This is a genomic window from Geobacter benzoatilyticus (assembly GCF_017338855.1).
Classification (GTDB): Bacteria; Desulfobacterota; Desulfuromonadia; order Geobacterales; family Geobacteraceae; genus Geobacter; species Geobacter benzoatilyticus.
This window is the reverse complement of sequence record NZ_CP071382.1, coordinates 1,145,765-1,169,772: the sequence shown is the minus strand read 5'-3', so window position 1 is coordinate 1,169,772 and position 24,008 is coordinate 1,145,765. Positions and strand designations below refer to the sequence as shown.

The 24,008-nt window shown below is 59.3% G+C and carries 17 protein-coding genes; all 17 read right to left on the bottom strand.

The annotated features are described in order from the left end of the window. Positions 1–72: 72 nt before the first annotated feature. The 17 genes from hemE to dnaA all read right to left on the bottom strand — a co-directional run bounded on the left by hemE (position 73) and on the right by dnaA (position 23,914). Positions 73–1,095, bottom strand: a complete 1,023-nt coding sequence (hemE, locus tag JZM60_RS05550; RefSeq protein WP_207164516.1) for a uroporphyrinogen decarboxylase — start codon at positions 1,093–1,095, stop codon at positions 73–75. Between the two features lie 173 nt (positions 1,096–1,268). Continuing rightward, positions 1,269–2,339, bottom strand: a complete 1,071-nt coding sequence (locus tag JZM60_RS05545) for a radical SAM/SPASM domain-containing protein (protein ID WP_207164515.1) — start codon at positions 2,337–2,339, stop codon at positions 1,269–1,271. Positions 2,340–2,608: 269 nt separating this feature from the next. Then, entirely contained in the window at positions 2,609–3,190 is a 582-nt protein-coding gene (locus JZM60_RS05540) for a hypothetical protein (protein WP_207164514.1), read from the bottom strand. A 1-nt stretch (position 3,191) separates the two neighbouring features. After that, positions 3,192–3,419, bottom strand: a complete 228-nt coding sequence (locus JZM60_RS05535; protein WP_207164513.1) for a hypothetical protein — start codon at positions 3,417–3,419, stop codon at positions 3,192–3,194. Positions 3,420–3,538: 119 nt separating this feature from the next. Next, entirely contained in the window at positions 3,539–4,294 is a 756-nt protein-coding gene (locus tag JZM60_RS05530; RefSeq protein WP_207164512.1) for an ABC transporter permease, read from the bottom strand. After that, the gene (locus tag JZM60_RS05525; protein WP_207164511.1) at positions 4,294–5,220 is read right to left on the bottom strand and encodes an ABC transporter ATP-binding protein; all 927 of its coding nucleotides are present in this window, start codon (positions 5,218–5,220) and stop codon (positions 4,294–4,296) included. The genes JZM60_RS05530 and JZM60_RS05525 overlap by 1 nt, the downstream gene beginning before the upstream one ends. A 4-nt stretch (positions 5,221–5,224) precedes the next feature. Next, on the bottom strand, positions 5,225–6,910 hold the full coding sequence (locus JZM60_RS05520; RefSeq protein ID WP_207164510.1) for a hybrid sensor histidine kinase/response regulator: 1,686 nt from the start codon (positions 6,908–6,910) through the stop codon (positions 5,225–5,227). 3 nt (positions 6,911–6,913) lie between these two features. Further along, complete coding sequence (locus JZM60_RS05515; RefSeq protein ID WP_207164509.1) at positions 6,914–8,365, bottom strand: sensor histidine kinase; 1,452 nt, start codon at positions 8,363–8,365, stop codon at positions 6,914–6,916. 25 nt (positions 8,366–8,390) lie between these two features. Continuing rightward, positions 8,391–9,917 carry a response regulator gene (locus tag JZM60_RS05510; protein ID WP_207164508.1) on the bottom strand — a complete coding sequence of 509 codons (1,527 nt, stop codon included), beginning with the start codon at positions 9,915–9,917 and terminating at the stop codon, positions 8,391–8,393. Next, positions 9,914–12,208 (bottom strand): ATP-binding protein, encoded by a 2,295-nt coding sequence (locus JZM60_RS05505; RefSeq protein ID WP_207164507.1) that lies wholly within the window; start codon positions 12,206–12,208, stop codon positions 9,914–9,916. The genes JZM60_RS05510 and JZM60_RS05505 overlap by 4 nt, the downstream gene beginning before the upstream one ends. Before the next feature lie 36 nt (positions 12,209–12,244). Continuing rightward, on the bottom strand, positions 12,245–13,252 hold the full coding sequence (locus JZM60_RS05500) for an NAD(P)H-dependent glycerol-3-phosphate dehydrogenase (RefSeq protein WP_207165501.1): 1,008 nt from the start codon (positions 13,250–13,252) through the stop codon (positions 12,245–12,247). Positions 13,253–13,281: 29 nt separating this feature from the next. Next, on the bottom strand, positions 13,282–14,850 hold the full coding sequence (locus tag JZM60_RS05495) for a HEAT repeat domain-containing protein (protein ID WP_207164506.1): 1,569 nt from the start codon (positions 14,848–14,850) through the stop codon (positions 13,282–13,284). A gap of 72 nt (positions 14,851–14,922) precedes the next feature. Beyond that, a complete protein-coding gene (gene gyrA, locus JZM60_RS05490; RefSeq protein ID WP_207164505.1) occupies positions 14,923–17,478 on the bottom strand; it encodes a DNA gyrase subunit A in 2,556 nt (851 codons plus the stop codon). A 164-nt stretch (positions 17,479–17,642) separates the two neighbouring features. After that, a complete protein-coding gene (gene gyrB, locus JZM60_RS05485; protein WP_207164504.1) occupies positions 17,643–20,030 on the bottom strand; it encodes a DNA topoisomerase (ATP-hydrolyzing) subunit B in 2,388 nt (795 codons plus the stop codon). A gap of 10 nt (positions 20,031–20,040) precedes the next feature. Continuing rightward, the gene (gene recF, locus JZM60_RS05480; RefSeq protein ID WP_207164503.1) at positions 20,041–21,138 is read right to left on the bottom strand and encodes a DNA replication/repair protein RecF; all 1,098 of its coding nucleotides are present in this window, start codon (positions 21,136–21,138) and stop codon (positions 20,041–20,043) included. Between the two features lie 82 nt (positions 21,139–21,220). Then, positions 21,221–22,339, bottom strand: a complete 1,119-nt coding sequence (gene dnaN, locus JZM60_RS05475; protein ID WP_207164502.1) for a DNA polymerase III subunit beta — start codon at positions 22,337–22,339, stop codon at positions 21,221–21,223. Positions 22,340–22,561: 222 nt separating this feature from the next. After that, positions 22,562–23,914 carry a chromosomal replication initiator protein DnaA gene (gene dnaA, locus JZM60_RS05470; protein ID WP_207164501.1) on the bottom strand — a complete coding sequence of 451 codons (1,353 nt, stop codon included), beginning with the start codon at positions 23,912–23,914 and terminating at the stop codon, positions 22,562–22,564. Positions 23,915–24,008: the final 94 nt, after the last annotated feature.

The following is a 24,008-nucleotide window of genomic DNA, read 5'->3' as shown; positions in this document are numbered from 1 at the left end:
TCAACGGAAAACAGGAAAAGGCAGCCACCTGAGCTGCCTTTTCCCTTTCCAATTTTGCTTTTCCCGGTTCTTTTACTTCTGGGACAGCCGGTGCACGCACTCGACCATGTGGATGGCGTTCTCCGGCGGCACCGTGGGGAGAATGCCGTGCCCCAGGTTGAAAATGTGGCCGGGCCGTCCCGCGTTCTCGTCCAGAACCCGCTTCACCTCGGCTTCTATAACATCCTTCGGCGCAAACAGGACCGTGGGATCCAGGTTCCCCTGGACCGCCATGTTCGGGCCGAGAACTTCACGGGCCTTGCCCAGGTTCACATGCCAGTCGAGCCCCATGACGTCGCCGCCGGCCTTCTGCACGGTGTCCAGCATGGTGCCGGACCCCTTCACGAAGTGGATGACCGGGGTGTTCTGGCGGTCCAGGCCGTTGATGAGCTTCTGGGTGTAGGGGAGGACGAACCGCTCGTAGTCCACAGGGGAGAGGACGCCGCCCCAGGTGTCGAATATCTGGATCGCCTGGGCGCCGGCCTTGATCTGGGCGTTCAGGTATTCCATGTCCATCATGGTCACCTTCTCCATGAGGGCGGCATAGACCTCGGGGGCAGCATACATCATCCGCTTGATGGTGGCCCAGTCCTTGGAGCCCTTCCCCTCAACCATGTAGCAGGCGAGGGTGAACGGCGCCCCGCCGAAGCCGATGAGGGGAACCTTGCCGGCCAGCTCGTTGCGGAGGATCTTGATGGCATCGATGACGTAGGGGACATCTTCCTCGGGCTTGGGAATCCTGAGCCGCTCCACGTCGGCCATGGTGCGGACCGGATTCTCGAAGACCGGACCGGGGACGAAATCGAGCTTGAGCCCCATGGGCTCCACCGGGGTGAGAATATCGGAGAAGAGAATCGCCGCATCGACCCCCAGGATGTCCACCGGCTGGATGGTCACCTCGGCAGCCAGCTCCGGGGTCTTGCAGAGCTCCAGGAAGGTGCACTTGGAGCGCACCGCCATGTATTCGGGGAGGTAGCGCCCGGCCTGGCGCATGAGCCACACCGGGGTACGGTCAACGGGCTTTCCCCAGCAGGCGTCGAGAAAACGATTGTTCATTGAAAATCCTCCTCAGAGAAATTGTTTTGGAATTTTGATCAAAAACTCAGGAACGTGAGATTTGCGTCAGATTGGTGCACCCGCAGAAGCTCCCGCGGAGGCGTAGCAGCGCTACGCCGCACAAGGAGAGATTCGAGGACGGCGCCAAGATGGCGTAAATATCGCGTTCCTCCCTACGCCTTCTTCTGAAGGCGTATCGGCACATAATTGCAGAACGGCTCCTCCGCCATATAGTCCCCGTACACCGCGTCGGCCCTTGCTCGGCAGCCGCCGCAGACGTTGATGAACTCGCACTCGCCGCACTTCCCCTTGTAGGCCTTGAAGTTGCGCAGGTCCTTGAAGATCTCGGAGTTCTCCCAAATCTCCCGGAAGGGGGTCTCCTTCACGTTGCCGGCGGTGCGATGGAAGTAGGAGCAGGGCTTCACGTTGCCGAAGCAGTCGATGAGGCAGATGGTCTGGGCCGCGATGCACCCCTTGCCGCCGCCGGTGGAGAAGGTGAGGGAGCGGCGCTCGAATTTCACCCCCTCTTCCTTGGCCCGCATGGGTACCATCCGGTAGTAATGGGGGGCACAGGTGGGGCGCATGAGGATCTCGTCCTCCAGCTTCTCCTGCTGGTAGTGCCACTCCAGAATCTCCTCGTAATCCTCCTTGGAGATGAGCTCGTTCATGATCTCCTCGCCCCGCCCCGTGGGTACGATCATGAACATGTACCAGGCAGTGGCGCCCAGCCCCTTGGCCACCTTGAAGGTGTTGGCGATGTCGTGCTGGTTCCGCTTGGTGAAGGAAGAGTTGATGAGGAACTTCTGGCCGTTCTTGCGGAAGAGCTCCGCGGCCCGCACCACCCCTTCGAAGGCGCCGGGGCACTGGCGAAAGTCGTCGTGGACCGCGGCCGTTGAGCCATCCAGGGAGAGGGATACCATCTTGATGTCGGCCTTCCGCATCTTCTGGCAGATATCGTCGGTGACCAGGGCGCCGTTGGTGGCCATGCACATGCGCAGCCCCAGGGAGGTGCCGTACTCGGCCAGCTCGAAGATGTCCTTGCGCATGAGGGGCTCGCCCCCGGAGAGGACGACGACCGGCTTGGAGAAGTCGGCAATCTCCTTCAGGAGCTTCTTTCCCTCCTCGGTGGTGAAATCACCCTCGGAGGAGGTCAGGTCGGAGGAACAGCGGCAGTGGACGCACTTGAGGTTGCACTTCTGGGTGGTTTCCCAGGCAACCCACTTGGGAATGAATTCTTCGGCCATGGGTTCTCCGTTTCGTGTGGCAATCCTGTAAATCCTACTATGAATAACGCAGGCAGCACAAGCAGTTTCCCTGCCGGCACCGTCCCGCGGCAGGTGCCGGCCCCTGCGTGTCCATCAAAAAAGGGGCACCGACACCGATGCCCCTTTCAGACCTTGCCTCCCTGTCAGCAGGGGTGCACTGACGCACTACCCACCACACGGGGTGGCACATACCGTTTTTTCATGACAACACACCTCCTTATGTTTATGTTCCTGCGTGCACATCTGTTTTATGGCGTGTCTATACGGCGCTTCAGCTCCTTGACTATTTCAGCGATGGTATGCTGGTGGAGCTCCTTGATGCCGATAACCACCGAAGCCGATTTCCCTGTCCGCAGGTTGTAGAGATCGAGCCTGAGCTTCAGCTCCTGGATCATGCCGACGGTGGGGGCCACATTCTCGTCACGCTCCAGAATCTTGCCCGAAAGGATGGCATCGGGAGCCCACTTGAGCTTCAGCTGATCCTGCACTTCTTCAGGCGCTTTTGCCCGAAGGGCTGCCAAGGTCTGGGGACCTTTGCCGTATTCCCGCTCCATGGTGAAATCCGTCGTGTACAGCCCCTGCTTCTGGAGCTCCGAGGCCAGGTTCGCCTCATCCTCTCCGCGGCAGATGAAGTATGCCCCTTCAGCCTTCTCGAAGGGGGCGAAAACGAGCACCTGCTTCACGGCGCGGAAATCTCCGGCACTCCCTTCCGAAAACTCGAAAGCCTTCACGCCGTTGGTGGCACGCATCGCCTGCCCGATGATCGGACCGCAGCCGGCAGCAACCGCCAGGGCAAGGACGACACACACCACGGAGAATAATTTCTTCATTTCAACACCCCCTGCAGATTATGTGGCACTTCGTGCAATCGTCGCTGTTGGAATGGTGGGGCACCGACGCCACCTCATGGCACTCCAGACAGTTTTTCTGCTGCACCGCCTGCCGATGTGCCGCCGAATCGGGTATCCGCGGCGAATAGCGCTCCACCCTGGACGGGCATCCGGCCAATACAGCAACGGAAAATATACCAATCGTCAACCGGCAAAGCTTTCTGTACATACCTTCCCCCAATCCGGTCCATCCGGAGCAGTAAACGTTCCTATATTATACTTTTCCGACTATTAAAGTCCAGTATCAACAAAACGATGTCAATCGGCTTGATTGCGCATAATGCCGCCTCACTCCGCCATCTTCCGGTTGAAGATGGCCACCGTTGCGGCAAAGGCAACCAGGGCGGTTACGGCGAGGATTGAGATAAGGCTCCCGTCGAAACCGCCAGTCAGAAGCGCCCGGCGCGACCCCTCGAAGAGGGCGGTTGTGGGGATCGCCATGACGGCGGTTCTCAGGGACTCGGGATAGGAAGATACCGGAAAGAAAACCCCGGAAAGGAAGATGAGCGGCATGATGATAACCGCCTGGACCTTGCCGATGGTCTCGGGCTTGTCGAGGATGGTGCCGCAAACGGTACCGGCGCAGGAAAACACCATGGAGCCGAGGACGATGAACGCCAGGTATCCCGCCAGATGGGCCGGGTCGAAGCGGACTCCGGTCAGGAGGAAGATGACCGCAGCCACCGCCACCCCCTTGAGGGCTCCCTGGGTGAAACCGGAGATGATCTTGCCGATGACGATGTCGTAGACCGTGATGGGGGTAACCCGGTAGGCCTCGATGGTCTGCTGCACCTTGCGGTGGAACCACATGCTCCAGGCGCTTTCGTCGAAGGCGGCGGAAACGGCCGTCATGGTGATGAGGCCGGGCGCCATGAAGACGGTGTAGGGAACCCCCTCCACATCGGCGATGTAGCCGCGCAAACCGAAGCCGAAGGCAAGGTAGAAGGTGAGGGGTGAGGCCACCACCGCCACCAGTTCCGAGAAGAGGCTGCGGCGGAGTACCAGCATGTCCCGCTTCCAGATGGAAAAGGCGCCCTTCAACATTATTCCCGCACCTCCCGCCCCGTCAGCTCGATGAACACATCCTCCAGGGTCGGCTCCCGCAGGCAGATCTTGCGGATGTCTTCGGTGCCGATGGCATCCATCAGAGGCTTGAGGCTCTCCTCACCGGCAAGGGAGAGGCGGAAGAGGTCGCCGGTGCGCTGGAGTGAGCGGACAAAGGGAAAACCGGCCAGGACCGATTCGTAATGGTCGGTGTTGGCCCGGAACTGAAGCTCGTAGCAGTGGGCGTGGGCCATCCTGTCCTTGAGCTGGGCGGCGGTCCCGTCCACCAGGGCCTTGCCGTGGTCCATGATGACGATCCGGTCGCAGAGGGCATCGGCCTCGTCCATGTAGTGGGTGGTGAGAAAGATGGTCATGGAATCCTTCAGGGACTCGACATACTCCCACACGGCCCGGCGGGACTGGGGGTCGAGGCCGGTGGTGGGTTCATCGAGAAAGAGGACCCGTGGGGTGTGTACCAGTGCCCTGGCCACCACCAGGCGCCGCTGCATGCCGCCGCTGAAGGTGTCGGGAAAGTCGTTGCGCCTGCCGGCAAGCCCCACCAGATCCAGAAGCTCGTCCACCCGCCGGCTGGTCTCGGCAGCCCCCATGCCATGGAGCCGGGCCTGCATCACCAGATTCTCCCGGGCGGTGAGGTAGCGGTCGAGGTTGTTGTCCTGGGGAACGACACCGATGAGGCGCCGCACCTCCTTCCCCTGCCGCTGGACGTCGAATCCCCCCACCAGGGCCGTGCCGGAATCGGGACGAAGCAGGGTGGTAAGTATCCGGATAATGGTGGTTTTGCCGGCGCCGTTGGGGCCGAGAAGCGCGAAAATGGACCCCTGCTCCACTTCCAGCGAGAAGGAGTCCACGGCCGCAAGCGGGCCGAAGTGCTTGGTTATGGAGCGAAGAGTGAGGGCCGAGGCCATGGAGTTATCGCTCCTCCTTGCGATTGGGAATGATGCAGGTGTTGTCCATGGGGAAAAGAAGCGAGAACGCGCTACCCCGGCCATTTTCCCCCGGCTTCACCCAGACCATGCCGCCATGGGCGTCCATGATCCCCTTGACGATGGAGAGGCCGAGCCCTGACCCCTTTGACATGAAGCCGGTCCTGCCGGAAGAGTGGTAAGCGATGTCGCCGACGCCATAGAATTTCTCGAAGATCCGCACCCGCTCCTCGGGGGGGATGCCGATTCCGGTATCGGCGATTTCGAGCCGGTAAAAGGCGGGATGCCCCGAGATATTGGCAGGGAACTCCCGGTAAAAGGGACGGAGGTAATCGGCCTGGGGGAGGAGGTCGTCCAGGGAGGCAAGCTCGCCGCTGATGGTGATCCGTCCCCCGTCGGCGGTGAACTTGATGGCGTTTTCCAGGAGATTGCGGGTCACGAGCCGGCAAAAACCCTCGTCAGCCGGCACGCTGCAAGTGTCCTCGGCAATGGCTACCTGGATATCGCGCTCCGACAGGGGAAGAAGAAGGGTCTGCCGCACCTCGCCGCAGAGTTTGAGAAGGTTCACCATCCGCTTGTTGACGGCAAACCCCTTGGTTTCGATCCGCGAAATGGAGAGGAGATCATCCACGATGCCCCGAAGCTGGGTCGCCCCCTCGTAGACGGACTCCATCATCTCCTTCTGCTCGGGAGTCATCTCCAGTCCACTGTATTTGAGAAGGAACTGGAGCCCCCCGATGACCGAGGTAAGGGGGGTTTTCAGCTCATGGGAAGCCATGCCGATGAAGGTATTCTTGGCGGCGTTCAGGCGCCCCAGCTCCATGTTGGCCCGTTTCATCTCCTCCAGGTTCTCCCGGAGGGTCTGGCGGCTCTGGATCAGCTCCTGGGTGGTGAGCTCCTTCTCTTCTTCCATTTTCTTGCGATTGGTCACATCTTCAACGACATAGACGAAACCATGTTCATGTTCGGTGGGGTGCATGGGGAAACAGCACGCCTTGTACCACCCGGTTAACATGGGAAATTTTACATCGGAGCAATTTGTTTTGGGGTCGGTGCACTGGTCGAAGATGCTTTCCGGTGCCTGGTGCTTTCCGTAAAAGAGCTCGGTAATATCCCGATTGAGAATGTCGCTGTAAGTGGCGTTGAAATATTCTATGACCCGCTTGTTGCAGCGGATGATCGTGTTGTAGGGGTCCGTGAGAAGAACCAGGTCCGAGATGGTATCGAAGGCCGCTTCCCATTCCATCTTCCCCTGGCGGATCGACCGCTCGGCCCGGCGCCGGATACGGCGCTCCGCCGCCTCCCGCAACTCCCGCTCCACGGCCGGAATCAGGCGCGACAGATTCCCCTTCATGAAATAGTCATTGGCACCGGCCCGCATGGCATCCACCAGCATGTCCTCGGCTATTTTCCCCGAGACAATTATGAAGGGAAGATCGAGACCGCTTTCCTTGAGGGTATTGAGGGCCAACGGCGCGGAAAAGCGCGGCATCCGGTAGTCGGAGATGACAATGTCCCACTCCCGGCCGGCAAGGGCCTTTTTCATGGCTGCGCCGGTCTGTACCCGCTCACACTCAACCGCATACCCCCCCCGCTCCAGTTCCTTCAGGAGAAGGAATGCATCATCCTCCGAATCCTCTATCAGCAGTACTTTAAGTCTTGTTTCCGCCATTGACTATCCCTTGTCATCGTTCGCAGGAGAGTGTAATTCTCCCAGGGTAAAATAAAATGTAGCTCCCTCTCCGGTGCGGCTTTCGGCCCAGACCCGTCCGCCGTGCCTCTCAACCACCCGGCGCACCGTTGCCAGGCCGATGCCGGTACCCTCGAATTCGTCCACACCATGGAGCCGCTGGAAGGGATGGAACAGCTTGCCCACATGGGCCATGTCGAACCCTACCCCGTTGTCGCGCACGAAGAATACCGGCGCATTCTCCCCTTCGGCAACCCCGAACTCTATAACCGGACTAGGTTCCTTCCCAGTGTACTTCCAGGCATTCCCCAGCAGGTTCTGGAGGACGACCTGCAGAAGGGCGGGGTCTCCCACGGCCCGGACTCCCGGGGCAATGGCACAGGCCACTTCGCGCTCGGGTGCGGTCTGCATAAGTTCGGTTACAATAGCGCGGGCGATGTTGCTGAGACTCACGGGACGCCGATGGAGTTCGTTGCGGCTGACGGAAGCCAGTTGGAGAAGATCGTCGATGAGCTGTCCCATCCGGTTGGCTCCCGCGCAGATTCTGTTGAGGTAACTCTTCCCCTGGGAATCGAGCTGTCCGGCGTAATCCTCCAGAAGCATCCGGCTGAAGCCGTCGATGTGGCGAAGCGGCGCCCTCAAATCATGGGAAACCGAATAGCTGAAGGACTCCATCTCCCGGTTGGCCCGCTCCAGTTCGGCGGTCCGCTCCTCCACCCGCCTCTCCAGATCGGCGTTGAAGCGCAGTATCTCCTCCTCGGCCCGAATCCTGTCGGTAACGTCGCTGGAAAGAACCACCTCGGCGCGTCTTCCGGCAAAGTTGATGGTGTGGGAAGTTATTTCCACATGGATGATGGAACCGTCCTTCTTCCGGTGACGCCAGACACCGGCACGGTCGATGCCCGAGGTGACCTGCGCCACATTCTCCGTAAGCTTGTCAACGTCCTCCCTGGGGCGGATATCCTTGATCGTCATGGACAGGAACTCATCGCGGCTGTAGCCGTAGTGTGCCACCGCGGCGTCGTTCACTTCGAGGATCGACAGGGTTTCCAGGTCGTAAATCCACATGGGGTGCGGATTGCTGGAAAAAAGTATCCGGTAGTTTTCCTCACTCTCCCGGAGTTCATGCTGGCTGCGCTCGGACTCGTCCAATTGCTGGCGGAGTTCCTCCTCCACCATGGAGAGCTCCTCGTTTCGTGCCTGCAAGAGCTCTTCCCGACGCATTACTTCCTCGACGAAACGGCTAATCACCACATAGAGGAGAAGAGCGGTAACTGCAACGAACAGCCACCCCTTCACCGTCGCCAACCTGATCATGAGATCGTGGTCACGCACGAACAGGCCCAGGAACCAATCGGACAAGAGTATCCAAAGCCCGGCAAAAAGAGCGTAATACGCTGCAATTCTATAAGGTGCGCCGTGGTATGGCTGCTTCATGGACAAGAATCCTTAACGTAAGCGGTCAGTCTGCCTCCAGCGGGAAGAGCATGGAGAAGGTGCTGCCTTTTTCCTGTTCGCTCTCCGCCCAGATGAAGCCATGGTGGGCATCCATGACCTTGCGGCAGAATGCGAGGCCAAGACCGGTGCCGCTCGACTTGCCCATTTTCCGGTTGCGGGCCTGGACGAAGCGGTCGAAGATGGTGACGAGGGAATCGGATGGTATCCCCGCACCCGTGTCGCTCACCGTAACCAGGATATGGCCCCCATGCCGGGGAATGCTCTCCGGCGGATAGGCCGCGGCGGGAATGCGCTCGGCAACGGCACCGGCGTTTTCCAGTCGCTCCGCCCGCACCCGGATGCTCCCCTCATCGGTGAATTTCAGGGCATTGGACAGGAGATTCCCCACGAGACGCCCGAACTGCTTCGAATCCACCGCAAAGGTAACGGGATGCTCCGGGAGGTTAAGGACAAGATCAAGTCCGTTATTGCGGGCCACCGGCTCGAACCGGCTGACGATGCGATGCAGGAGCGGCCCGACTTCCACCTCCACCCTGGTGGTCACCATCCGCCCCGCTTCGAAGCGGTGTACATCAAGGAGGGTGTCGATCATATCCACCATCTCCGCGCAACTCTCCACGGCAGCTTCCAGGTACGACTTCTGCTCCGTGCCCACCGCGCCGAGCAGCCCATCCTTCACCAGGTCGATGGAGCCGACAATGGCCGTGATGGGGGTCTTCAGGTCGTGGGAAAGCATGCTGACGAAATCCTCCCGCTCCTGCTCCAGTGCCTTGAGGGCGGAAATGTCGCGGATGATTTCCACGCTGCCGATCATTTCTCCGGAGGCGTTCACCAGGGGGGAAGCACTGGAGAGCACCGGCACGACGCGCCCCGGCAAGACCAGTTCGTAGGCCACGTCCAGGCAGGGCTCACCGGTGGCCAGCACCTTGCGGCAGGGGAGCCCGCCGGAAGGGAGGGCGGTGGCAAGGAGCTCTTCCACGGGGCGGGAGTTGACCTCTGCCGGATCGATCCTGAAAAGTCCTGCGGCAGTGCGATTGATGCTCATGACGAGCCCCTGCCGGTCCACGGCAATGAGGGCTTCGGCCATGCCGTGGAGAATCGCCTCCATTTTGCGGCGCTCCTCCTCCACCTCCCGCTGCAGGCGCTCGTTCTCGAGCCGCGTCCGGTTGTACTGGATCGCCCGCTCCACCCGTTTCTTCATGTCGTCGGAGGAGAACGGCTTGGAGATGTAGTCCACCGCCCCCTTCTTCATGGCCTCAACAGCGATGTCCTCGCTGCCGTGGGCGGTCATCATCACCACCACCATCTCAGGCCAATCGCTCCTGATGCGCTCCAGTACCTCTATGCCATCCAGTCGCGGCATCCGGATATCCAGGAGAACCAGATCGAAGCTTTCACGGCCCAGCACTTCCAGGGCCTCCAGGCCATCCCGGGCGCGGGTCGTGCGGTACCCGGCGTCCTCAAGCTGAAGCTTCAGTATGAGGGCGATATCCGCTTCGTCATCGACAATGAGAATCCTGGCGTCGTTCATGATTGTTCCTCGTAGACGGGGACCGTGAAGGTAAAGACGTTCCCGCCTTCGTTCCCCTCGCTGTAAAAGATTCTACCATGGTGCCGCTCAACAATCTCCTTGCAAATGGCCAGTCCCAACCCTGTCCCGCCGCGCAGACGGCTTTCAGGGTCGTTCATCTGCTGGAATTTCTTGAACAGCTTGTCCCGGTCCGACCACTGAATCTCCCTACCCCGGTCTGCCACGGAAATCGCCACGTAGTTTGCCGTCCGCTTCGCCGTTACCACCACCTGTTCCCCGGGGGGAGAAAAATTAATTCCATTGGAAATCAGGTTGACCAGTACCTGCACCAGCCGCTCCCGGTCGCCGTAAATGGGAGGAAGGCCATCGTCGCAGCGGTTTTCGACGATAACCCCGTTCTCTTGGGAAAATGCCGCCAGTTCCTTGATGGAATTAGCAACCAGAGCCGGCACATTCTGGGGCACCAGGGAAAATTCCAAACGTCCCGATTCGATGCGGGCTATATCCAGAATATCGTTCACCAGGCTGATCAGCCGGTCGGTGTTGCGGAGGCAGACGCCGAGAAGCTCTCCCTCAACTTCGTCGACCCCGTTTCCCCGGTCATGGATGAACTGGAGCGAGCCCTTGATGGACGTAAGTGGAGTCTTGAGCTCATGGGAAACGGCGGAGATGAACTCGGTCTTCATCTGGTCCACCTTTTCCTCGGCAGTCACATCCCGCACCGACATGACGACACCGGCCAGGGTACCTCCCAGGTCGACGAGGGGGGAAAGATTGATTTGCAGCTTCTTCCCCTTCACGGCCAGGGGCACATCCCGGCGGGCTGTCAAATCGTTGTTTTCCCTCATGGTGCGGAAATATTCCACAAGGGGACAGAATTCCCCGGTCGAGCAGAGCTGTTCGAGCCGTTGTCCCAGCACCCGGTGGGGAACCATCTCGAATATCCGCTGGGCCGCGGGATTGAACAGGATTATCTTTCCATCCCTGTCGGTGACCGCGATACCTTCGACCATGCCGGTAATGATCGCCTCCAGGCGCCCCATCTCCACCTGAAGGGCAGCGGTCCGCTCGCTCACCCGCTTCTCCAGAAGCTCGTTCATCTCCTGGAGCCTGCGGTTGAGCGTCTCCTGTTCATGGGCCGTGGCGCGGATAGTACGGTCCCGCTCCTCAAGGCTAAGGGCCATGCGGTTGAAAGCATCCCCAAGCTCCCCCAACTCGTCTGAAGCGCTCACATCCACCCGCTGCCCCAGATCTCCGCCTTCAATCATCCGCACGCCGTCCGCAAGGGCCTTGACGGGCATGGTCAATCTGCGGGCTACGAAGTAGGCAATGAAGAAAGTGAGGACTATGCCGATGGCAGCTGAAGCGAGAATGTTCCGCAAACTGCTCTGGAGCATCCCCTTGAAGTCGTCGCGGGAGAGGGCGACATAAAGGGAACCCACATAATCACCGCGGCTGTTGGTGAGGGGATCGAAGGCCGTCTTGTAAACTTCGCCGCCGATGGAGGCTTCGCCGCCGAACGACATTCCCCGCTCCAGTTTGGCAAGGATTTTAGGGGCGATGGCGGCAGGGTAGGGGAAGGAAGGATTGACGCTTGCCGGTGCAATCATGTTTCCCCGGCTTACGGCCACCTTCACCTGTTTGCCGAAGATATCCTGCACGTGGCCCGACAGCTTGACATCCCGCTCGATGACGTCTCCGGCAATGATGGCGCCCAGGGGCTCCCCGCCGGCGGCAAACACCGGGACGACAACCGTGATCATGACCATGCCGTCATCGCCGGCAGAAGCTTGATCGGAACAGAATTCCCGAATTCCGGAACTGCAGAGAAACCCGGCGCTCACCAGTTCGGTGGCAATGACCGGTTGTTTTTCCCGCAGGGACCGTTTCACGATTGAAGCAAGTTCACCGGTATCCTGCGGCTCAGACTCGCTCCAGCTGGCCATGACCTTGCGGCTAGAGTCAACGAAAAGTAAAAGTTCGGCAAGGGGAAGGTTTTGCCGCCATCTCCGGGCGGCATCCCGGAGCCAAGCCCTGTCCCTCCCGGCCATCCGGTCTTTAACCGGCTGCGCCGAAGCGGGGAGCATAAGGGCGGCCTTCATCTGTTCAGCACGGGCGGAATACTGGTCCTTGGCGTAGTGCAGAGTCGCCGAGAGCTCCCTGGCCAGGTGGTCTTCAAGGGAAGCGTTAATGCTGGTGACGGTCGTCTGGATGAGGATGGCGTAGGATACAAAGAGAATGAGCAAAATCGCCAGAAAAAGCTTGTTTCTGATGGCAAGGCGCAGTTTCATTGCACACCCTCCGAGGGGCGCTGGCTAAATCCAGCCCTACCCCTGCTCCGCCTTCGGGTCCCGGGTCATGAGCTCCAGCACGGCCTGCCGGGCAGGCTTGTCCTCGTAGAGCACCTGGTAGACCTTCTCGGTTATGGGCATATCGACCCCCATGCGGCCGGCAAGGCGCCAGGCCGACTCTGCGGTTTTCACTCCCTCGGCCACCATCCGCATCTCGCCGAGGATTTCCGCAAGGAGCATCCCCTGGCCCAGCTTCATCCCGACGGTCCGGTTGCGGGAAAGGTCGCCGGTGCAGGTGAGGACCAGGTCTCCCATCCCCGCAAGCCCGGCAAAGCTGGCCGGGTCGGCTCCCATGGCGCGGCCGAGGCGGTTCATTTCGGCAAGCCCGCGGGTGATGAGGGCTGCCCGGGTGTTGTGGCCGAGCCCCAGGCCGTCGGAGATCCCCGCAGCCAGGGCGATAACGTTCTTGAGGGCGCCGCCGATTTCGACTCCCACCACATCGCTGTTGGTGTAGACCCGGAAATAGGGGGTGGTGAAGAGCCGCTGCACCAGGGACGCCGCTTCCGGATCGGCGGAGGCCGCCACCACCGCTGTCGGCATCTCCTGGGCCACCTCGCGGGCGAAGCTGGGACCGGAGAGAACGCAGAAGCGGGCGGCAATCCCGGGGGGGAGGACAGCAGCGCAAACCTGGTCCATGGTCATGAGCGTGTCGAGCTCGATCCCCTTTGAGGCGTTCACCAGGGTTACCCCCGGCCGGAGAAGGGGAACAAGCTGGGCGAGAACGCTGCGCATGACCTGGGATGGGGAGACCAGGACCAGCGCATCCTTCCCCTCTGCCGCCTCTGCCAGGGAGTTGGTGAAGGCGAGGTTGGGGGAGAGCTCCACGCCGGGGAGGAACAGGGTGTTGACCCGCGTGGCGCGCATCTCGGCAACCAGCTCAGGCTCATAGGCCCAGAGAGTTACGTCCAGACCCTTTTTCGCCAGAAGATTCGCCAGGGTCGTTCCCCAGCTCCCCGCGCCGATGACACCGATTTTTTCACCCATGGACAGTCCCTCGCTCATGTAGTTTTCTCTCAGTCCCATTCCCCATCCTCGTCATCCCAGGGGGTGGGTGGAAACTGGTAACCTTCGGCCCGGGCATCCCGCACCATGCCGATCAGCTCCAGAAGCCAACGGCGCAGGAACGGGTGACGATGGGGAGCTACGGTTCCCCGGGAAAGGCTCACGGCAACGGCCAGGGTCTGTGCCACAAGCCGCTTCTCCCTGCCGGAGCGGACCATGAGGTCGGCCGTGAGAAGTAGCCGCCGGACAATGCGCTCCAGCCGTGGCACCACTTCCCGGCGGCACCAGCGCTCAAGGAAGCGGTCAGCTGCCGGTTCGTCCTCCCTGGCAAAGGGGTCGTCCCCCAGTTGCTCCAGCTCCTCGGCCAGCAGCCTGGTCCGGCTGTCGAAAAAGAACCACCCGTCGAAATACCCGTCATCCAGAAGTGCGGCACTCCCGGCGACAAGGGACGGGTCATCCGCCGTATCCAGATCAATCCCCTCGAAATGCGGGATGTAGGAACGGGGGGTCAGGTCAATTCCGGCAAATATCCGTTGCCGCACATAGAACTCCGGAGGGAGATAAAAGCCCGTTGCGTGACTCCGCTCAAGGCTGTCCCCCACCAGTTCGGCAACGTATCCGTAATCCACCGCCACCAGGGTCTCTTCCACGGCGTTTTCCCGAAGAATATCACCGTATTCTTCCGGCGTCAGGCCGCTCCATCCCCAGGCATCCCGCAAGCCATCGGTTTCGTGGAGCTCCATGAAAAGGATATCAAGCTTTTCCTCCTCCGACCAGCGCGCCACCAGGAGGCAGCTGAGACCGGAAACATCGGGGGGGCTTGCCCAGGATGAATGGAACGGAAACTGCCGCTCCGCCCCTTCGTCACCTGTGTCGAGCCCCAGGAACCCCAAGCGTCGCAAACTCCGCTCGGCCAGAAGCCGGTCGTTGCCGGACGCTTCATACAGGTAATGCCGGAGCAGTCGCGCGGCACCGGGAAACCTCACCCTGCCGAGGGTCTCCACGACCTCCCGGTGGGTATCGGGCTCATCGAACGCCAGGAGAACGCCGAAGAGATCCACCACACGGGGATCATCCACAAAACTCAACTCGCGAACGATGGTTTTCTGGGCCTCCAGGGAGTAGGCGGCAAACTCCTCCATGAAGACTATCAGCCCATCCTCGCCCCGGTCAAGAAGGCGGGGAAGCGTCGTTCGCAGCGATCCGCCACTCCCTATGGCTTGAGTGAAGGGGGGAACCGAAACATCCACGCCATACCCGGCCAGGGCATGGATGAGGGCCAGCCGCCCCGGCTCTTCCAGATCCTTGCGGGTCAGGGCGAGCTGGATGAGCTGTTCCAGCCATCCGTCATCCTCGAAAAAACTGAGGAGAAAGGTATACCTGGAGATGACCGCACCGTCTTTTTCCCGCCAGAGGCGGCGGAAGAGGGGAGACAGGGCTCGCCGCCCCGCTGCGCGAAGGGTGGTGCCTATCTCGGTCAGCTCATCGGCGCTGACGTTCTCCTTAGTCAGCTGCTCCAGGAAGTTCAGGATGGTGTGGCGCTCCCTGAGGCTCGTGTCGATACTTCGATTACTTTTCATAAGCGGGGACCGGGAACCGGGGACCGCGGCCGGTAAAACCTCACAACCGGTCACGGGCCGGGTCCGTAGCGGCTACTCCTCGACAACCTCCACTTCGGGGAGTTCGTCATCACTACCTTCGTCCCCTTCATCCTTTTCGGCAAGTCTTGCCACGGCCACGATCCGCTCGTTCTGCTCGGCGGTCATAAGCCTCACCCCCTGGGTGTTGCGGCCGATGACCGAGAAGGGGGCCACCGGTATCCGGAGGATTTTTCCCTGGTCGGTGATGAGCATGAGATCGTTCTCGTCGGTCACCTGCATGATGTCCACCACGCAGCCGTTGCGCTCCGTGGTCTTGATGGTGATGATTCCCTTGCCGCCGCGGCTCTGGACCCGGTACTCGTCCAGTTCGGTCCGCTTGCCGAAGCCGTTCTCGGTTACGGTGAAGATGGTGGAGCCGGTGGCGCTGGGGTTGATGACCTCCATGCCGATTACCACGTCGTCATCCTCCAGGGTCATCCCCCGCACCCCGCGGGAGACCCGTCCCATGGGGCGGGCATCCTCTTCGTGGAAGCGGATCGACTTGCCGTTCCGGGAGGCCAGGAGGACATCCTGGCGACCATCGGTGAGGGCCACGGCGATGAGCTTGTCGCCGTCGTCCAGATTCACGGCGATGATACCGCCGCTCCGGATGTTGGCGTACTCCCTGAGGGGGCTCTTCTTCACGACGCCGAGCCTGGTCGCCATGAGGATGTTCCGCTCGTCGTCGAATTCCTTCACCGAAAGGATGGCGGTGATCTGCTCGCCGGCCTGGAGGTTCAGGAGGTTGACGATGGCCTTGCCGCGGGTCGCCCGGCCCCCTTCGGGGATCTCGTAGACCTTGAGCCAGTAGACGCGGCCCGAATCGGTGAAGAACATCATGAAGTCCTTGCTGGAAGCGACGAAGAGGTGCTCGACGAAATCCTCTTCCTTGGTCTTCATGCCGGTCTTACCCTTGCCCCCCCGGCGCTGGGAGCGGTACTGGGAGACGGCGGTCCGCTTGATGTAGCCGGAGTGGGAGACGGTGACCACCACGTCCTCTTCGACGATGGTATCCTCGAGGGATATCTCGGCGCTCCGGTCCACGATCTCGGTGCGGCGCTCGTCGCCGAACCGTTCTTTGATCTCCCGCAGTTCGCCCACGATAATGGCAAGAATCTCCGCCTCGGAGGCGAGGATTTCCTTCAGCCGGGCGATGTACTTGAGGATGTCGGCATACTCGTTGAGAATTTTCTCCCGCTCGAGACCGGTCAGGCGCTGGAGACGCATCTCGAGGATCGCCTGGGCCTGCTTGTCCGAGAGATGGACGCTGGCAGTGAAGGACGCCCCTTCGATTCCGAGCTTCTGCAGGAAGTTGGGGTCGGAGAAGTTGCCGGCCATGAGGCCGTTTTTCGCCTCGTCGGGATTCTTGGAAGCGCGGATCAGCTCGATGACCGCATCGAGCCAGTCCAGGGCGATCTTGAGACCTTCCAGAATGTGGGCCCTGGCCTCGGCCTTTTTCAGATCGAAGATGGTGCGCCGGGTGACTATCTCGCGGCGGTGGTCGATGAAGTGGCCGATGGCGTCCCGCAGGGTCAGGACCTTCGGCCGTCCCGCCACGATGGCGAGCATGTTGATGCCGAAGGAGGTCTGCATCTGGGTCTGCTTGTAGAGGTGGTTCAGGATCACCTGGGGATTCTCGTCACGCTTCAGGTCGATTACGATCCGCATCCCGTCCCGGTCGGACTCGTCGCGGATGTCGCTGATCCCCTCCAGCTTCTTCTCCCGCACCAGTTCGGCAATCTTGGTGATAAGGTTCGCCTTGTTCACCTGATAGGGAATCTCGGTGACGACGATGGACTGGCGCTCGGTCTTCTTGTGGGTCTCGACGCTGGCCCGGGCCCGCATCTGGACGATGCCCCGGCCGGTCCGGTACCCCTGGAGGATTCCCTCACGGCCGTAGATGAATCCCCCCGTGGGGAAGTCGGGGCCGGGGATAAGGGCCAGGAGCTCCTCGAAGCTGATGGCAGGGTTCTCGATGGTGGCGATGATCCCGTTGATCACCTCGGTGAGGTTATGGGGGGGAATGTTGGTGGCCATGCCGACGGCGATGCCGGAGGAGCCGTTCACCAGCAGGTTGGGGAACTTGGAGGGGAGCACCAGGGGCTCCGTGAGGGAGCCGTCGTAGTTGAATCCCAGATCCACGGTCTCCTTCTCCAGGTCGTTCAGGAGTTCGTGGGCCAGCTGTTCCATCCGGATCTCGGTGTACCGCATGGCCGCCGGAGAATCGCCGTCCACGGAGCCGAAGTTCCCCTGGCCGTCCACCAGGGGGTAGCGGAGCGAGAAGTCCTGGGCCATCCGGACGATGGTGTCATAGGCCGCCGTGTCGCCGTGGGGGTGGTACTTACCGATCACGTCCCCGACCACCCTGGCCGATTTCTTGTAGGGCTTGTTGTAGTCGTTCCCCATGTCGTACATGGCATAGAGGCAGCGCCGGTGCACCGGCTTCAGGCCGTCCCGCACGTCGGGGAGGGCCCGGCCGATGATGACGCTCATGGCGTAGTCCATGTACGAGCGCTTCATCTCGTCTTCGATGTTGACGGCTGTCTTGTTCAGGGTATGTTCAAGCATTGCAGGACCTCAAATAATTAACACTATTTAAAAACTGTTTTGCCACAGAGTCATCACAGAGAAAACCTGAAAACTTTTTAGGTTTTAAACCTTTAAAAGAGTTTTTTCGATTTTTCCGTTCTCAGTGTCTCTGTGACTCTGTGGCGGAAGTTCCGCCTTCGGGGCTATATATCCAGATTCGACACGTTCAGGGCGTTCTGCTCGATGAAGTCCCGGCGGGGCTCCACCTGGTCGCCCATGAGTATGGTGAATATTGTGTCGGCCTCTATGGCATCCTCTATCTTCACCTGGAGCAGTGTCCGGTTCTCCGGGTTCATGGTCGTCTCCCAGAGCTGATCCGGGTTCATCTCGCCGAGGCCCTTGTAGCGCTGGATGGAGAGCCCCTTCTTGGCGCTGTCCATGAAGAAGGAGAGGAGATCGAGTCCGATGGTGGTTGTGAAGAGCTCTTTCCCCTCGCTGGAAACCACGGCGCTGCCTTCGCCGAACATTTCCCGCACCTTCCGGAAACTTTCAACAAGGAGACCGTACTCGTAGGAGCCGATAAGGTCGAGGGTATGCTGATCCAGGGCTATCCTGAGATTGCCGAGGCGCACGATGACCCGCCCGTCATCCAGGGGGCTGAAGTCGCCGCCGTCGTAGACCCGGGATATATTCGCCAGGAACGGCACCAGCTGCTCCATGTCCTCGATGCCGGCCTTTACTCCCAGACGGAGCAGCACCCGGATCAGTTCCTCGTTGATCCCCTTGCGTACCACCTTGTCCAGGATGGTGCGATACTCCACCAGCTGCTTGAGAATCGGGATTATCTGCTTGCCGCTGTAGGTCTTCTCGCCGTTCTCCAGGAAGAGGACCATGTCTTCGGTCCCCTCCTCCAGGAGATAGGCCTGCATGGCCGCCTCGTTGCGGAGATAGAGCTCCTTGCGACCCCGCTTCACCTTGTAGAGCGGCGGCTGGGCGATGTAGAGATGCCCGCGCTCCACCACTTCGGGCATTTGCCGGAAGAAGAAGGTGAGGAGGAGCGTCAGGATGTGGGAACCGTCCACGTCGGCATCGGTCATGACGATGATCCGGTGGTAGCGGAGCTTGGCCACGTCGAAGTCTTCCTTGCCGATGCCGGTCCCCAGGGCCGTGATGAGGGTACCGATCTCCTGGGAAGAGAGCATCTTGTCAAAGCGGGCCTTCTCCACGTTGAGGATCTTACCCTTCAAGGGGAGAATCGCCTGGAATTTCCGGTCGCGCCCCTGCTTGGCGGAGCCGCCGGCGGAATCACCCTCGACGAGATACAGCTCGCAGAGCGACGGGTCCCGCTCCTGGCAGTCGGCCAGCTTGCCGGGGAGGTTGGAGATGTCGAGGGCGCCTTTGCGCCGGGTCAGTTCCCTGGCCTTGCGAGCCGCTTCCCGGGCCCGGGCCGCCTCGATGGACTTGCCGATGATGTCCTTGGCGATCTTGGGGTTCTCTTCCAGGAAAACCGCCAGCTGCTCGTTCATGAGGGATTCCACGTATCCCTTCACCTCGGAGTTGCCGAGCTTGGTTTTGGTCTGCCCCTCGAACTGGGGCTGGGGTATCTTCACGGATATGACCGCCGTGAGCCCCTCCCGCAGGTCTTCGCCGGAGATGGATACCTTCTCCTTCTTCATGAGCTCGTTGGCCGCGGCGTAGGAGTTCATGGAGCGGGTCAGCGCCGCCCGGAACCCCACAAGGTGGGTACCACCCTCGTGGGTGTTGATGTTGTTGGCAAAGGTGAAAACCTTCTCGTCGTAGGAGTCGTTGTACTGGAAGGCGATCTCCATGTCGATGCCGGCCTTCTCCCCCCGGAAGTAGACCGGTTTCGGGTGGAGCGCGGTACGGTTCCGGTTCAGGTACTCCACGAAGGAGACAATACCCCCCTCGTAGTGAAAGTCGTGGTGTTTTCCCTCTTCCCGCTCGTCGGTAATGGTGATCCGCACTCCGGCATTCAGGAAGGCCAACTCCCGCAGACGCTGGGAAAGGACATCGAAGGAGAATTCCGTGGTCTCGAAGATGGTGTCGTCGGGGAGGAAAGTGATCCTGGTCCCCCGCTTCTTGGTCTCCCCAACGATCTCCAGGGGAGTCAGCGGCGCACCGAAGGCGTAGAACTGCTGGAACACCTTCCCGTCCCGGCGAATTCCCAGTTCAAGCTTTTTCGACAGGGCGTTAACAACCGAAACGCCGACGCCGTGGAGACCGCCGGACACCTTGTAGGACGTGTTATCGAACTTGCCGCCGGCATGGAGAACCGTAAGGGCCACCTCCGCCGCCGGTTTCCCTTCAGTTGGATGCATCTCGGTGGGAATACCACGTCCGTTGTCCACCACCGTAATGGAGCCGTCCATATGGATGGTGACGTTCACCTCGTTGCAGTAACCGGCCAGGGCCTCGTCGATGGAGTTGTCGACGATCTCGTAAACCAGGTGGTGGAGCCCCTGGCTCGAAGTCGAGCCGATGTACATGGCGGGGCGCTTGCGAACAGCTTCGAGCCCCTCAAGGACCTTGATCTTGTCCGCTCCGTAATCGTTGTTCAGTTCGTCAGCCATACTTCTCCCTCTATGAAGGCGTTACCGTTCCACGTGAAACGTGAAAGGACGCATGGGTTGCAATCCCCGCCAGGCGGAGGGTTGAAACATCGGTGGTGGTGATAAAGACCTGCATCCGCTTTTCCCGGAGGAAGGTCATGAGATTTTCGTTGCGCTGCGGATCCAGCTCCGACGATATGTCATCCAGGAGCAGCACCGGCGGGGCTCCGTTCAGCCGCTCCAGGTACTCGATCTCGGCCATTTTGAGGGCCAGGACAAAGCTGCGTTGCTGTCCCTGGGAGCCATGGGTGCGGATCACCCGGCCGTTCAGGACAAAGTCCACATCATCCCGGTGGGGTCCGACCACGGTGGTCCCCCGGCGGAGTTCCTCGGCTTCATGGGCTTCAAAGAGCGCCAGCAAGGCGCCGTTCCCCTCTGCGGCAACCCGTTCCGGGCTCGTAAGATGCGGTCGGAAGGCGAGGCCAGCCTCTTCATCGCACCCGGCAATATCCCGGTAAAAACGCCGGACCAGCGGTTCTATCCCGGCCAGGTACTCAATTCGCTTTATCATGAGCCGGGTGCCGGCTTCGGCCAGCTGGCCGGTCCATATATCCAGCCCATCCCGGCTTCCACGTTTCAGCATGGCATTGCGCTGCTTTAGGAGCCGGTGATACTCATGATGGAGGAGCAGGTACCCCAGGTCGCTGCTGAATATGGCCCGGTCAAGGTAACGGCGGCGAAGATCCGGGCCGCTGCGGGCCATGGCGATCTCCTCCGGAGAAAATACCACGGCATTGACATTGCCGAAAAAATCAGCCAGCCGGGTCACCGGTTTCTGATCGACCCTGGCTTTTCTCCCTTCCTTCCCCAGGTAAAGCGCAATTTCCCTGCCGACTCCATCCCGTTCGGCCCACCCCCGCAGCAGTGCATGGGAAGCGTTCCAGGTAACGAGGTCGGGGGTCTTGGCCAGACGGAACGACTTCATGGTACCCAGCAGATAGATTGCTTCGAGAACCGATGTCTTTCCTTGGCCGTTGGCTCCGTAAAAAACATTCAGGCGCCTGTCGAAGAGGATCTCCGACTGGGCAATATTCCTGAAGTTACTTATCTGTATCTTCGTTACAAACATGGTGATTCTTCGGCCGAAAGAACGGCAAAAGGCCTCTCCCGGGGAGCGGCCTTTGCCTTCCATGGCATGCCGTTTACGGTTTCTACAGGCGCATCGGCATGATCACCGCAGTGAAGCCGTCCATTGCGGCAGGTTTAACGATTGCCGGAGAAAGTTCATCGCGCAGGACCAGAGCCACGTCGTTTTCATTGAGTACGGCAAGAACGTCAAGGAGGTACTTGGCATTGAAGCGTATTGAGAGAGGAGGGCCGCTGTAGGTGGCTTCCAGTTCCTCCGATGCTTCCCCAAGCTCCGGGTTGCTGGAGGAAATAATCATCTGCTCGCCGTTGATCTCCATCCGGATACCCTTGAACTTTTCGCTGGAGAGGATCGACATACGGCGAAGCGAATGGAGAAATGGATCCCGTGCCACCGTGACGATCTTGTCGTTGGCCACCGGCACTACGCGGGTGTAGTCGGGAAACTCGCCATCCACAAGCCGCATTACCACTACGGTATTCCCTTTCTTTATCACGGCACTGTTGTCCATGAAGCCCAGGGCCAGTTCGGTCGATTCCTCCTCGCTGATCTTTTTGAGCTCGAAGATACCTTTTTTGGGGAAAATGACCCCTTTTGACATTTCAGGCCCAACTGCGCCATGGAACTCCTTTTCAGCAATGGAAAGCCGGTGTCCGTCAGTGGCTACCATTCTCAGGATCGGCTTGTCGTCTTCGACGGTAGCCTTAACGAAAATGCCGTTCAGGTTGTATTTGGTTTCGTCGAAGCAGATGGCGTAGGAGGTCTTCTCGATCATGTCGGCCAGAAGAGCGCCTTCAATCCGGATGAGGCTCTCTTCGTTCACTTTAGGGAAGTAGGGAAACTCTTCCGGCGAGAGACCGACGATGCTGAAATGAGCTTTGCCGCAGCGAATTTCCACCCAGTCGTTTTCCTTGGTGGAAAAAGAAATTATTTCCTCCGGCAGCTCCTTGACAATCTCATATAGTTTTTTTGCAGCTACGGTTATCCGTCCCTCTCTGGTTACGGTAGTTCCGTAGGAGCTTTTCATCCCAACTTCCAGGTCCGTAGCCGTCAGCTCGATCCTGTCGGCGTACGCCTCTATCAGGACGTTTGAGAGGATAGGCATGGTATTTCTTTTTTCGACGATACCCTGGATTTTCTGAAGAGCCCGTAGGAAGGTTTCCTTGTCGATTTTGAATTCCATCGCTCCTCCTTTTCAACAACGCAGATTAGTATGTTTATTCTTTTTTTTAGTTCAGTAAAAGTAATAGTAGCTGTGAATTGGTGGATAACACGACAACTACCCGAATTTTGAAGTTTTTTACATCTCGTTTAATGTTGATTCAAAACCGGTTTTCACCAGGCCGCATCATAATAGCTACACGGCTGTTTATAACATGCAAAACCATCCACAGGTTTATCAAGTTCAGCTCAACAACCCCTTGCGTAGGGTTTCAATGGTATTTTTCAACTCAAAATCCTGAGTGAGAAGCTTGTCCACCTTTTTTACGGAATGAATGATGGTGGAATGGTCTTTTCCTCCGAATTTGTCTCCAATATCGGGATATGAGGCCTTTGTCATATCCCGGCAGAGATATATTGCTATCTGCCGGGGAACCACGAGAGCCTTGGTTCGCTTGTCCGACTTGAGATCAGCCACCTTGATGTTGAAGTGGTCGGCAACGTATTTTTGAATCATCTCCACGGAAACTTCTTTAGTCTTGTCGACGATGATGTCTTTCAGAACTTCACGGGCCATGTCGAGGGTAATGTTTTTTCCGGTCAGGCTTGATACCGCTCCAAGACGGATCAGCATTCCCTCCAGTTCCCGGACGTTGGTACTGGCGCTGGAGGCAAGGAAAAGAGCCACTTCGTCGGGTAGAAGAATACCGTCGTTTTCGGCTTTTTTCCTGAGGATGGCTACCTTGGTTTCGGTGTCCGGTGGCTGGATGTCGGCTATGAGGCCCCACTCAAAGCGCGAGCGAAGCCGCTCTTCCAGCCCGGGAATGTCCTTTGGAAACTTGTCCGAGGTGACCACGATCTGCTTGTGTGACTCGTAGAGGGCATTGAAGGTGTGGAAAAACTCCTCCTGGGTCCGTTCCTTGCCGGCGATGAACTGAATGTCATCGATTAGGAGGAGATCCATCTTGCGGAATTTATTCCTGAACTGGTCCATCTTCTGGTACCGGAGGCAGTTGATGAGTTCGTTCATGAACTTTTCTGAGGTATAGAAACAAACTCTTGCCTTGCGGTTCTTGGCCAGAACCTGGTTGCCTATGGCTGTCAGAAGGTGGGTCTTCCCGAGACCTACTCCGCCGTATATGAATAGTGGATTATACTTGCCGGCCGGATTATTGGCCACGGACTGGGCTGCTGCATGGGCGAACTGGTTGCTGCCGCCGCAGACAAAGGTCTCGAAAGTATATTTGGTGTTCAGGTTAGTGGAGAACTCGACAGGCGCGGGTTTTTCCGGATCCACCTCTTGGAGCTCGTTGCCGGAATTTGTTTTTCGAGAGCTTTTATGGGTTTTTTCCTGGGGTTTTGCCGCAATCTGGAGTTCGACCTGAAAGTGTGAGTCGGTGAGGGAGCGAACCGATTCCAGAATCATGGGAAGATAGCTTTCCCTGACCCTTTCCCGGATAAACAGATTCGGCGCTTCCAAAAGAAGAGTGTTATTCCGGGTTCCTGCAAACCGGATCGGTTCTATCCAAGTGGTGTATGTCTGGTGGGTGAGCACCTTGGCCAGATTGGATTGTGCCTGGAGCCAAACGTCTTCCATAAATGAACGATCTCGGGGACCAGTTATGCACATGTTTGTCAACAGATGTTTATAACCGGATTTTTGTAGATGAATTGAAGAGTTACGGGCGGAA